9 protein-coding genes are annotated in these 11,818 nt (G+C 71.5%); 3 read left to right on the top strand and 6 right to left on the bottom strand.

From position 1 onward, the window contains the following. Positions 1-2 precede the first annotated feature (2 nt). Together QFZ82_RS20240 and QFZ82_RS20235 are read left to right on the top strand one after the other, a co-directional pair. On the top strand, positions 3-992 hold the full coding sequence (locus tag QFZ82_RS20240; protein ID WP_307714509.1) for an NAD(P)H-quinone oxidoreductase: 990 nt from the start codon (positions 3-5) through the stop codon (positions 990-992). A gap of 162 nt (positions 993-1,154) precedes the next feature. Continuing rightward, positions 1,155-2,288, top strand: a complete 1,134-nt coding sequence (locus QFZ82_RS20235; protein ID WP_373429430.1) for an IS30 family transposase — start codon at positions 1,155-1,157, stop codon at positions 2,286-2,288. Between the two features lie 119 nt (positions 2,289-2,407). Here the strand turns inward: QFZ82_RS20235 and QFZ82_RS20230 are convergent, their stop codons facing one another. The 6 genes from QFZ82_RS20230 to QFZ82_RS20205 form a co-directional block, all read right to left on the bottom strand. Then, positions 2,408-2,950, bottom strand: a complete 543-nt coding sequence (locus QFZ82_RS20230; protein ID WP_177149370.1) for a bacterial proteasome activator family protein — start codon at positions 2,948-2,950, stop codon at positions 2,408-2,410. A gap of 111 nt (positions 2,951-3,061) precedes the next feature. Beyond that, positions 3,062-5,923 (bottom strand): ABC transporter permease, encoded by a 2,862-nt coding sequence (locus QFZ82_RS20225; RefSeq protein ID WP_307714507.1) that lies wholly within the window; start codon positions 5,921-5,923, stop codon positions 3,062-3,064. Continuing rightward, positions 5,920-6,681, bottom strand: coding sequence for an ABC transporter ATP-binding protein (locus QFZ82_RS20220; protein WP_307714506.1), 762 nt, complete (start codon positions 6,679-6,681; stop codon positions 5,920-5,922). The genes QFZ82_RS20225 and QFZ82_RS20220 overlap by 4 nt, the downstream gene beginning before the upstream one ends. A 144-nt stretch (positions 6,682-6,825) precedes the next feature. Then, positions 6,826-7,464, bottom strand: coding sequence for a PadR family transcriptional regulator (locus tag QFZ82_RS20215; protein ID WP_307714505.1), 639 nt, complete (start codon positions 7,462-7,464; stop codon positions 6,826-6,828). Between the two features lie 85 nt (positions 7,465-7,549). Further along, positions 7,550-8,149: a hypothetical protein gene (locus QFZ82_RS20210; RefSeq protein WP_307714504.1), complete on the bottom strand. Its 600-nt coding sequence runs from the start codon at positions 8,147-8,149 to the stop codon at positions 7,550-7,552. Between the two features lie 219 nt (positions 8,150-8,368). Then, the gene (locus QFZ82_RS20205; protein WP_307714503.1) at positions 8,369-9,967 is read right to left on the bottom strand and encodes a protein kinase; all 1,599 of its coding nucleotides are present in this window, start codon (positions 9,965-9,967) and stop codon (positions 8,369-8,371) included. A 305-nt stretch (positions 9,968-10,272) separates the two neighbouring features. On the opposite strand from QFZ82_RS20205, the gene QFZ82_RS20200 reads away from it, so the two are divergent. Next, positions 10,273-11,811 carry a protein kinase gene (locus QFZ82_RS20200; RefSeq protein WP_307714502.1) on the top strand — a complete coding sequence of 513 codons (1,539 nt, stop codon included), beginning with the start codon at positions 10,273-10,275 and terminating at the stop codon, positions 11,809-11,811. The last annotated feature ends 7 nt before the right edge of the window (positions 11,812-11,818 follow it).

The following is an 11,818-nucleotide window of genomic DNA, read 5'->3' as shown; positions in this document are numbered from 1 at the left end:
CCATGTATGCGATCACGATTCCCGAACCCGGTGGTCCCGAGGCCATGGTCTGGGCCGAGGTCCCCGACCCCGTACCCGGCGAGGGAGAAGTCCTCGTCGATGTCGTCGCCAGCGCCGTCAATCGCGCCGATCTGCTGCAACGGCAGGGCTTCTACGACCCGCCGCCCGGCTCCTCCCCCTACCCCGGCCTCGAGTGCGCGGGCCGGATCTCCGCGCTGGGGCCCGGAGTTTCGGGCTGGGCCGTCGGCGACGAGGTGTGCGCGCTGCTCGCGGGCGGCGGATACGCCGAGAAAGTCGCGGTACCGGCAGGGCAGTTGCTTCCGGCCCCGGACGGAGTGGATCTGGCGACGGCCGCGGCGCTGCCCGAGGTCACCGCGACCGTGTGGTCCAACGTCTTCATGATCGCCCACCTGCGGCCGGGCGAGACCCTGCTCGTCCACGGTGGCGCGAGCGGCATCGGGACGATGGCGATCCAGCTGGCCAAGGCCGTGGGCGCGCGGGTGGCGGTGACGGCGGGCAGCCCCGAAAAGCTGGCGCGCTGCGCTGAGTTGGGCGCGGACATCCTGATCGACTACCGCGAGCAGGACTTCGTCGAGGAGATCCGCAAGGCGACGGACGGCGCGGGTGCCGACGTCATTCTCGACATCGTCGGCGCCAAGTACCTGGACCGGAACGTCCGGGCGCTGGCGGTCAACGGCCGGCTCGCCGTCATCGGCCTCCAGGGCGGCGTGAAGGGCGAGCTGGACCTCCGCGCCCTGCTGGCCAAGCGGGCGGCGATCACCGCCACCTCGCTGCGCGCCCGCCCGATGGGCGAGAAGGCGGCCATCATCGCGGCCGTGGCCGAGCACGTCTGGCCGCTGATCGCAGCCGGCCGGGTACGCGCGGTCGTGGACCGCCATGTGCCGCTGCCGGACGCCGCCGAGGCCCACCGGGCGCTGGAGTCCGGTGACCACGTGGGCAAGGTGCTGCTGATCGCGCCCGAGAAGCCCTGAGGGGCGTACGCCACGCCGAAGGCCCGGCCCACCGAGCTTCCGTTCTAGTGGTCGTCGCAACACCCCAGTTCAGGGGTGGCGATGGACTTCAAGATCCGGGAGATCCGGACGGCTCAGGGGCCGAAGAAGCTGCTGCGTGAGCGGGAGACATACTTCCGGCTCATGCAGCAGGGCTTGAGCAACAACCAGGCGTGCCTGATCGTCGGCATCAACCCGAAGACGGGCCGCCGATGGCGTAACGGTCGCAGTGCCGACCGCAAGCAGAAGGCGGCACCTCCGGTTCGACCGGTGGTGCCGCCTTCTGACACGTCCAGGTACCTGCGCGAGGACGAACGGGTCTACATCGCCGACCGGCTCCGGGAGAAGGCCACGGTCCGTGCGATAGCCGGTGAGCTGGGCAGGAGCCCGTCGACCATCAGCCGCGAGGTCCGCCGCAACCGGCACCCCACCAATGGCCAGTACCGGCCCTTCGCCGCTCAGGCCCGCGCCGACGCGCGCCGGCCTCGCCCAAAGCCAGGGAAGATCAAACAGAGCCCCGAACTGCGCGCCTTCGTCCAGGACCGCCTGGACCTACGGTGGAGCCCTGAGCAGATCTGCCAGGCCCTGCGCGCCCAGTTCCCCGACCGGCCGGAGATGCACGTGGTCCACGAGACCGTCTACCAGGCCCTCTACGTCCAGGGCCGGGGTGAGCTGCGCCGAGAGCTGGCCAAAGCGCTGCGCACCGGCCGCGTCCGGCGCAAGCCCCGTCGCCAGGCCCAGCAGCGCCAGCCCCGCTTCCGCGATCCCATGGTGATGATCAGCGACCGTCCCGCAGAGGCCGAGGACCGGGCGGTGCCCGGCCACTGGGAAGGCGACCTGATCATCGGCAAGGACGGCGCCTCAGCCATCGGCACTTTGGTCGAACGCTCCACCCGCTATGTGCTGCTGGTGCACCTGCCGAACGGCCGGGGCACCGAGCTGGTCCGCGACGCCCTGGTCGAGACGGTCCAGACGCTGCCGGCTCACCTGAAGCGGTCGTTGACCTGGGACCAGGGCAGCGAGATGGGCCGGCACCGGGAGTTCACCGTCGCCACCGACATCCCGGTCTACTTCTGCGACCCGGCCAGCCCTTGGCAGCGCGGTTCGAACGAGAACACGAACGGCCTGCTGCGGCAGTACTTTCCCAAGGGCACCGACCTGTCCGTCCACAGTCGTGAGCACCTGGCCGCCGTCGCCGCTGAACTGAACGGTCGGCCACGCAAAACGCTCGGCTGGGAAACCCCAGCCGAGCGCCTGCATAAACTGCTCGCGGCCTGATCAACACGACCACGTGTTGCGACGACCCCTAGAAAGCGCCGAGCGGTGGGCCGGGCCTTTCGCTGTCCGGCCATGAAGCCGTGCCTGGTGACGGCCGTGCCCGATCGCGCCGATCCTGGTTACAGATACGGGCCGGAGCGGATCGCTCCGTGCTGCCCGCCCTCGTCGTCGTCGTGCGGGGCACCGGGCGGCAGGGCGCGGCGCATCTGCTCCAACTGAGCCCTTGCGGCCATCTGCTGGGCGAACAGCGCCGTCTGGATGCCGTGGAAGAGTCCCTCCAGCCAGCCGACCAACTGGGCCTGGGCGATGCGCAGTTCTGCCTCGGAGGGAATCGCGTCGTCGGTGAACGGGAGGGACAGGCGCTCCAGTTCCTCGACGAGCTCGGGCGCGAGGCCGTCCTCGAGCTCCTTGACCGAACCGCGGTGGATCTCCTTGAGCCGGACGCGGCTGGCCTCGTCGAGAGGCGCCGCCCGCACTTCCTCCAGAAGCTGCTTGATCATGCTGCCGATGCGCATGACCTTCGCAGGCTGTTCGACCATCTCCGTCACCGGGACCTCGCGCGACTCGTCGTCACCGTCACCGCCGCCGAGCGCCATCCCGTCCTGTCCCACCACGAGGACGTGGGGGCTCTCCTGCGACCGTTCATTCCTCGGCATCTCCATGCCGCCATTCTCTCGTACATGGGCGTCACCACACGGTGTGCCCCCGCAGGAAGGTGATCCACCCTCCTGCGGGGGCACGAAATCGCAGCGCACGGCCGTGGGCGGGTCCTCTCAGGTCGCCTCGCGGCGGGCGAGCGCCCCGCGGGAGCGGGTGACCAGGGCCGCCAGCAGGGCCGCCCCCACCGGCACGGCGACCAGCAGCGTGGCCAGCGTCTCCCACGGCACCACGATCGGCACGTACGGCAGCTCGCCCGCGCCCCAGCCGTTGTCGAGGGCCTCCTGGTACCAGCCCATCTGCTGACGCTTCTCGGTGAGCCGCAGGCCGACGGCCGGCAGGACTCCCGCCGCCGATCCCAGCACTACGCCCATCGCGGCGACCACGCCGCACTGGAACCCGCTGAGCGTCCTGCGGACCCGCGGCGGGGCGCCGACGGCGGCCAGCGTCTTCAGGTCGGCCTCCGCGTCGGCCTGCGCCAGGCCCGTGGCGATACCCGCCGCACCGATGGTGATCAGTCCGGCGAAGACGGTCAGCGCCAGCAGCACGATGCTGTTCTCGCTGGTGTAGCCCTCCTCGACGTGCAGGCTGATGTCCGCGCCCGTCCTGTCGAGCTCGTCGTCGAGCTTCTGACGCTGCTCGGTGGTGGGCATCTGCTCGGTGGAGAAGTAGGCGCCGATCGGGACCGTGTCGAAGCCGGCCTTCTCGGCCGCCGCCGGAGGCACGACGAGCCTGACGCCGTACGTCTCCGGCGTGCGGGCGACCTGGTGGACGGGCAGGCTCCTGATCTCGCCGGGAGCCTCCTTGCCCTGCTCCATGGCCCTGTCGGCGGCCTCGATGTCGGTGATCAGCCGGATGTCGACCGAGCCCCGGGCGTTGACGTTGCGCTTGTCGAAGGAGACCGCCCGGCCGGCGGCCAGGGCCTTCTCGGCGGCCGGGTCCTCGATGCCGAGCACTCTGAGCAGCTTCTCGTCGCCGACGAGAAGCCCCCCGTCGGTCGGCACCCCGTAGCCGCCGCTTTCCTGGCAGCGCCAGTCCTTGGCGAGCTTGCGGCGTTCGGCCTTGCTGAACTTCTCGGCCGGGTCCTGGCCGGGCTTGGCGACGTCCGTCGCCCACATGGGGCATTCGTGGGCCTTGGGTATGATCACTTCGTAGCGGCCGCAGCCCTCGCGCGGCTCGTACATCGAGCAGTTCTTCTTGCCGACGGCGATGCGGTCCACGTCGGCCCGCACGCCGACGGGCAGCAGTTTCTGCACCGTGGCGCGCACACCGGGGACGTCGCGCCCGCCCCCCTCGTCCATCGTCACCGAGACGGCTCCGTGCGGCAGTTGCGCCTGGTACTCGGCCCTGCGCTGAGTGTCCTCGCTCGCCGCGTACGTCGCCACGGCCACGGTGCCGGCCACCGCGGCCAGCACCGCGGCGACAGCGGGAGCCGTACGGCCCCGGTTGCGCACGGCGTCGCGCAGCGCGAGCCGCGGAGAGAGCGGCAGCAGCCGGCCGGTCCGGCCGAACAGGCCGACCAGGGCCGGGGTCAGCGCGACCACACCCAGCTCGGCAAGGGCGCTGCCGCCCGCCACCACGATGAACTGGTCCGTCATCGTGGACCCGTACAGCGCGATGGTGGCACCGAGGCCGACCGCGACCAGGCCGACGACCGGCAGCACACGGCTGCTCCTGCGCACACCGCGGCGGCCGGTGAGGGAGGCGAGGACGGACTGCCGGGACGCCGTGATCGCGGGGACGATCGCGGCCAGCAGACCGGTCACCACGGCCAGCAGGGCGATCGCGAGGAGTTCCAGGGGCCGTATGTCGAAGCTGCCGAAGCGCTGGCCCATGTAGTCCTCCAGCACCGGCTGGAGGGCGAAGGTCAGGATCAGGCCGAGCAGGGTGCCCACGACGGCCGCGGCGACGCCGATCACCAGACCGCCCGCGAGGACGATGGCCCGGATATGGCGGCGGTCGCCGCCGTTGGCCCCCACGAGACCCAGCTGACGGCGCGAGCGGCGCGCCCCCACGGCGAACGCGGGACCGGCGAGCAGGCAGATCTCCAGCATGGCCAGACCGACGACCGTGCCCACGGCGGCGAGCGCGGCGGCCTTGGCGGCGGTGCTCTCCTCGTACTTGCCCCAGTCCTCCTTCTGGAACAGTGGCACCTCGGAGTCGGCGGGCGGGTTCAGGGCCACCGTACGAGAAAGAACCGTCACGCCCTTGGCGTTGATCTCCTGGACCGTGTTCCACGTGAAACCACCGGGCACGGTGACGAGAAGGCTCGTGCCGGCCGAGGGCCCCTGCAGCCCGGCGGCCTCCAGAGCCTTGGCGAGCGGGGCGATCAGGGCGCCGGGAAGGGCGTTGACCTGGTCGGTGTCCAGTTCGTCGGGGAGCTCGTACGCACCGACGATCGTGTAGGCGCGGTCGAAGCCACGCGCGGTCAGCTTCGAGCCGACCTTCAGGCCGCTGCTCTCGAGGAAGTGCGTGGTGGCGGCGACCTCGTCGGACTTCTGCGGCAGCCTGCCGCTGACGACCGGCATGATGCCCCGGGCCATCGGGTCGGAGGCCTTCAGCTCACGGATCTCCGTCGGCAGCAGACCGTGGGTCGTACGGAGCTTGGCGTAACCGGTCGTGTCCGTCAGCGTCTTGGCGCCCGCGGGCAGCGCCTTGGCGATGTCCGTGCTGCCCTCGGGAAACGGCTTGTCGTTGAAGTCCTCGGCCGGAGCGTAGTTGTTGCCGTCCGGGGCCTGGAGGATCGGGACGCCGCCCATGCCGGGATCGGAGAGCCGCGCGTCCGCGGCGCCGATCCGGCGCGCCAGACTCTGCTCGGTCGACAACTCGGCGCTGCGCACGGTGAGATCGGCGGCGCTCACCCCGAGGATGGGCAGCGCGATCATCGCGAGAACCAGGAAGCTGCGCCCCTTGGAGCGCCAGGCGTCGCGGCGCGCGATACGGATCGCGGCCCGCCAGGAGTGGTACCAGGTCGTCACAGCTCGGCCGCCTGGCCCGAGAGCAGCGAGTCCGCCTCGCTGCGGACGGTCTGGTCGACGACCGCGCCGTCCCGCAGGAACACGACCCGGTCGGCCCATGCGGCGAACCGCGGCTCGTGGGTGACCAGGATGCCGGCCGCGCCGGCGTCGCAGCGCGCCCGCAGCAGCGCCAGCACGGACTCTCCGGTCTCGGAGTCGAGGGCGCCGGTGGGCTCGTCGGCGAGCACGAGCCGGCGCTCGCCCACGAGGGCGCGGGCTATGGCGACGCGCTGCTGCTGACCGCCGGACATCTCGTCGGGGAAGCGGTCGGCGAGGTGGCCGAGCTCCATCTCCGCCAGGGCCGCGAGGGCTTCGGTGCGGGCCTTGCGGGCCGAGGTGCCGTCGAGTTCACGCGGCAGGGCGACGTTCTCGGCGGCGGTGAGGGCGGGGATGAGGTTGTAGTCCTGGAAGACGTACCCGATGCTGCGGCGGCGCAGGGCGGCGAGCGTCTTGCGGTCGGCGGTGGTGATGTCGGTGTTCTCGACGATCACCCGTCCCGACGTCGGGACGTCGAGCCCGCCCGCGATGGTGAGGAGCGTGGACTTGCCGGATCCCGACGGGCCCATGACGGCGACGAGTTCACCGGGGAAGACGTCGAGGTTGATGCCGCGCAGGGCGTGCACCTCGGTGGCTCCGCTGCCGTGGACGCGCGTCAGCTGCTGGAGTTGCAGCACGGGCTGCTGCGACGGAAGTGGCTGTGGTGACTGGTGTTGGGACATGGATGGTTTCCCCCTTGAGCGGGTGAGTACACACCGGCGGTGTACGAGAGGTCGAAAGAGGCCTCGGGAGGCCGGAGGGCGGCCGGGGCGGACGCCGCAGGCATACGGGGTGCCGCGTGCCCGTCGAAGACGCCGTAGCGGGTCCTACGCCGGTCCGGTGCGCCGGCCCGAGGCCGACGTCCGGTCCGGCGCGGGCGATGGCGCAGGAGGCGCGGCCGGCGGCGGGTCCTGCCGGACCGCCGCGGAGAGCCTGGTGAGCCTCATCTCGCAGTGGTCGAGCCAGCGGGCCTCCGCCTCGGTCTGGAAGATCAGCTGTTCCAGCACCAGCAGCCAGGCCACGTCGTCGCGTTCCTGGGAGCCACCGCTCTCGATCGCGGTCAGTGCCTGCGCCTTGAGCCGGGTGTAGTCCTGCATCGCCTTCACGGAGTGACGGCGCTGGGACTGGATCACGGAGCGGATGTCCACGCCGGGTGTCCCGACCGCCATGGCGAGCTTGATGGCGAGCTCGTCACGGGGCGGACTGCTGCGGTCCACGGGCGCCGCGAACCACTGCCTGAGTTCGGCGCGGCCCTTGTCGGTGATGACGTAGAGCGTGTGGCCCGCCTCGTCCTCGCCGTCCTGGGCGACCATGCCGTCGCGTTCGAGGCGACCGAGGGTCGTGTAGACCTGGCCGACGTTCAGCGGCCAGGTGGCGCCCGTGCGCGACTCGAACTCGGAGCGGAGCTGGGAGCCGTAGCGCGGGCCGGGTTCCAGGAGGGCGAGAAGCCCGTGACGGATCGACATACTCGGTATGTATACCGGGTATGCCGCCTGCCGCCAACCGTCGCCGGAAGGACGTGCGGGGTCCGTCTTGAGGAGGACGGCTGTGTCAGCGGCGGCGCAGACGGATGCCGAGGAAGCCGATCCCGAGGCCCATCAGGGCCATGCCGACGCCCAGCGACAGCGGTGAGATCTGGTGCGCGACCGGCGCGGGGGCGGAATGAGGTCCCTGGTCACCGGCCTCGGCGGGTGACCAGTGCGGCGGCGCGGGCGACCCTGCGCCTGCGGTTCCGGCGTCCTCGTCCCCTCGGGGCGCCTCGTCATCCGCAGGAGGGGGATGGTCCCCCGCGTCTGCCGTTCGGGGCGCCTGCCCCGGGGCGGAGAGGGACGGTGCCGCGGAGCGGGAGGGCTGCGGTGAGCGCCGCGCGGGCTCGGAGGCGGAGGCGGCGGGGGAGGTGGCGCTGCGCGCGGGGTCCACGGACGGACTCGCGCTCCCGCTCCCCGTCGGCTGCGGCCGTCCGGGGCGCGGCCGGCCCTGGCCCGCCTGCCGTCCGGCGAACGAGGTCGAGGGTGTGGGCGACGGCTTCACGACGGGCCGGGGCATCGGGGGCCCGGACGGCTCGGCGTGCGCGGCCGGTGCGAGGGGAAGGGCCGTCAGCGCGAGCGATGCGACGGTGATCGCGCACCGGGCGCGGAGTTGTGGAATCACCGGAGGGCCTCCCGTGACGGGGCACCGAGTCGCCGAACTGATCGAGAACGGACTCAGCGTCACATGGAGGAACGGATCCGGCATCTCGGGCGCTCGGGCCCGGGCAGCGCCTCCGGCGGGCAGCCTGCGCGCAACGGCCGAGGCCCGGTACACGGATGGGGTACCGGGCCTCGGCCGAACGGCGTACCACCCGGCCGTTCCGCACGGCTCCCTGGGGGACTAGTCGGGGCGACCGGTGGACACCTCGAGCATGAACGTCGTGTTCTTCTCGGAGATCTCCGTGTCCGCCAGCGGGAACTGCGAGAGGACGATGTCCTCGCCCCACTGCGCGTTGGCGACTTCCTTGATGTTGAGCTTCCAGCCCATCGTGTCCGCGCATTCCTTCACGGACAGGACGTCCACGTAGACGAAGTTCGGCGCCTGGACCTTCGACGGGTCGTCGTAACCCTCTGGGGCGTTCGAGCACTTCGTCTTGTCGATCGTGCGGTTGCGCTCGGGGCCCTTGTAACTCGCGTCCTGCGATGCGCTCGTCGACGGGTCGCCGCCCCCGCCCGCCTCCGTCCCCTGGTCCTTGCCGTTCAGCGCGATCGCCGTGACCAGGCCGCCGACGGCGAGGAGCGCCACCGCGACGGCGCCCACGATCACGGGCATGTTCCGCTTGCCGCCGCCCGACGCGGGCGCCGCGGCCGGGGACATGGTGTACGACGGCGGCGGCGTGGAGGCGACCGGGGGCTGCGTCTGGTACGCCGGGGCCGGGTAGCCGTAGTGCGGCGTGGGCGCCGGGGCCGGGGTGGGCGGACCGTACGGGCCCGGCTGGTACGGCGTCTGGACGCTCTGCGGGGCTGGCGTCGCCTGGTCCAGCGGCGGGAAGACGGCGGAGCCGACCCCCGAGCCGCTGCTCGCCGGTGCGCCGCCGATGATCACGGGGGCGCCGGTCAGTCCGGCGCCCGCGACCCGGGCGCACTCGTCGCGCATCGCGGCCGCGCTCGGGAAACGCTCGTTCGGGTTCTTCTTCAGCGCCCGGGCGACCAGCGCGTCCATCGCGGGGGTGAGGGAGCGGTTGATCGTCGACGGGGCGACGGGCTCCTCCTGTACGTGCGCGTACGCGATGGCGAGCGGCGAGTCCGCGTCGAAGGGCAGTCGTCCGGTCAGCAGCTGGAAGAGCATGATGCCGACCGAGTACAGGTCGGAGCGGGCGTCCACGCCGCGGCCCAGGGCCTGCTCGGGCGACAGATATTGGGGAGTGCCGACGACCATGCCGGTCTGCGTCATGGAGGTGACGCCCGACTGCATGGCGCGGGCGATGCCGAAGTCCATGACCTTGACCACACCGCGCTTGGTCATCATCACGTTGCCCGGCTTGATGTCGCGGTGGACCAGGCCCATCTCGTGGCTGGTCTCCAGCGCGGCCAGCACGTCGGCGGTGACCTTGAGCGCCTTGTCGGCGGGCATCGCCCCGTACTGCTGGATGTCCGCGGCGAGGACCGAGCCGAGCGGCTGGCCCTCGACGTACTCCATGACGATGTAGGGCATGAGCGAGCCGTCCAGCTCGTCCTCGCCCGTGTCGAACACCGAGACGATGTTGGTGTGGGACAGCTTGGCGACGGCCTGCGCCTCGCGGCGGAAGCGCTCGCGGAACGACTGCTCCCGGCCGAGCTCCGTGTGGAGCGTCTTGATCGCGACCTGGCGGTCCAGCGCGGAGTCGTACGCCAGATATACGGACGCCATGCCGCCTTCGCCGAGCAGGTCGCGAAGCTGGTACCGGCCGCCCGCTACGGAACCGCCCGCATAGCGGCCCTGTGCGCCGTCCTGGCTCATCTCGTGCTTCCCCCTGTGCGCGCGGTGGCCGCGGCTGATCCGGATTTACGGGCCAAGTCTGCCCCAGGGCACCGACACGTCAAGCCGGGTGCCCGTTCCGTGACCGTACGCACAAGAAGCGTCTCGGAAGCGTTACAGGAACAGCATGGAATTTGCGCGGGCCGGTGGACTGCGGCTTTGATGGCAGGTCTCCTTCGAAACCGGCCTGTCGTCCGAAGGCTGTAGCGTGGCGTGGCACAAGCACCCTGAGGACAGCGGCCCCGCACGCACACCACGCAAGCGGACAGATACGACGGCGAGGACTGATGGCACCCGAACCCGAAGCAGACGGCGGCGGAGTGCCGGAGTCGGCGGAAGCCTGGGGCGTCGGCGGACTGGTCGGTGACGGCCGCTACCGGCTGACGCACCGTCTCGGCCGTGGCGGCATGGCCGAGGTGTTCGCGGCGGAGGACGTACGGCTCGGCCGTACCGTCGCCGTCAAGCTGCTGCGCGCCGATCTCGCCGAGGACCCTGTCTCCAAGGCCCGGTTCACGCGCGAGGCGCAGTCGGTCGCCGGCCTCAACCACCATGCCGTGGTGGCGGTCTACGACTCCGGCGAGGACGTCGTCGGCAGCCAGACCGTCCCCTACATCGTGATGGAGCTCGTCGAGGGCCGCACGATCCGCGATCTGCTGGTCAACGCCGAAGCCCCGCCGCCCGAGCAGGCGTTGATCATCGTCTCGGGAGTTCTGGAGGCCCTCGCCTACTCGCACCAGCACGGCATCGTGCACCGCGACATCAAGCCGGCCAACGTCATCATCACCAACTCCGGTGCGGTGAAGGTGATGGACTTCGGCATCGCCCGCGCCCTGCACGGCGCGCAGTCGACGATGACCCAGACCGGCATGGTCATGGGCACGCCGCAGTACCTCTCCCCCGAGCAGGCGCTGGGCAAGGCCGTCGACCACCGTTCCGACCTGTACGCCACGGGCTGCCTGCTCTACGAACTGCTCGCGCTGCGGCCCCCGTTCACCGGTGAGACGCCGCTCTCGGTCGTCTACCAGCACGTGCAGGACATCCCGGTCCCGCCGTCCCAGGTCCTGGACGCGGTGCCGCCGGAGCTCGACGGCCTGGTGATGCGCTCGCTCGCGAAGGACCCGGACGACCGGTTCCAGAGCGCCGAGGAGATGCGCGGACTCGTCCAGTACGCGCTGCAGATGCTCCAGCAGCAGGGCGGCCACACGGGCGTCTGGAACACCGGCCCGGTCGACCTGTACGACCCCGGCAGCACCCCGCCCGGCGGCATGACGGGACCGACCGCGGTGCACCCGGTGCACGGCGAGACCTCCCAGGGCCCGATCCTGCCGCCGCCCAACCCGCACGACGGCGGCTACGACGGCATGCACCACGGGCGCGGCGGCCGCGGCAAGGTGTGGCTGCTGGCCGCGCTCGCGGTCGTCGCGGTGGTCGCCGGCATCGCGTTCGCGTTCAACAAGGCGAACGACTCCAACAAGAACCCCGACACCACGCCGTCGGTCTCGCAGACGCCGTCCACGCCGGACGAGACGCCGACGCCGTCCGACGAGGAGACGGAGCCCACCGAGGACCCGGGCACCACGACCGGGGGCAACGAGCAGCCGTCCTGGACGCCGTCCGACATCCCGTCGTACACGCCGAGCGCCCCGCAGACACCCTCCGGCGACCCGACGACCAGTGACCCGACCGACGACCCGACGGGCGATCCCACCGACGACCCGACCAACGACCCGACCGACGTCCCGACGGACCCGACGGACGTCCCCACCGACCCGGCGGGCGGCACCGACGGCGGGAACGGGAACACCGCCGGCAACGAAGGCGGCTGAGACCGCC

Source organism: Streptomyces sp. V4I23 (assembly GCF_030817975.1).
In the GTDB taxonomy this organism is placed as follows: domain Bacteria; phylum Actinomycetota; class Actinomycetes; order Streptomycetales; family Streptomycetaceae; genus Streptomyces.
The sequence above is the reverse complement of the archived record's forward strand: the minus strand, read 5'-3'. Positions and strand labels throughout refer to the sequence as shown.

Bases quoted from the DNA above. Each gene is read 5' to 3' on its own strand.
- QFZ82_RS20240 (WP_307714509.1), top strand. From the start codon at position 3: ATGTATGCGATCACGATTCCCGAACCCGGTGGTCCCGAGGCCATGGTC.
- QFZ82_RS20235 (WP_373429430.1), top strand. From the start codon at position 1,155: ATGCAGCAGGGCTTGAGCAACAACCAGGCGTGCCTGATCGTCGGCATC.
- QFZ82_RS20230 (WP_177149370.1), bottom strand. From the start codon at position 2,950: ATGGAGATGCCGAGGAATGAACGGTCGCAGGAGAGCCCCCACGTCCTC.
- QFZ82_RS20220 (WP_307714506.1), bottom strand. From the start codon at position 6,681: ATGTCCCAACACCAGTCACCACAGCCACTTCCGTCGCAGCAGCCCGTG.
- QFZ82_RS20215 (WP_307714505.1), bottom strand. From the start codon at position 7,464: ATGTCGATCCGTCACGGGCTTCTCGCCCTCCTGGAACCCGGCCCGCGC.
- QFZ82_RS20205 (WP_307714503.1), bottom strand. From the start codon at position 9,967: ATGAGCCAGGACGGCGCACAGGGCCGCTATGCGGGCGGTTCCGTAGCG.
- QFZ82_RS20200 (WP_307714502.1), top strand. From the start codon at position 10,273: ATGGCACCCGAACCCGAAGCAGACGGCGGCGGAGTGCCGGAGTCGGCG.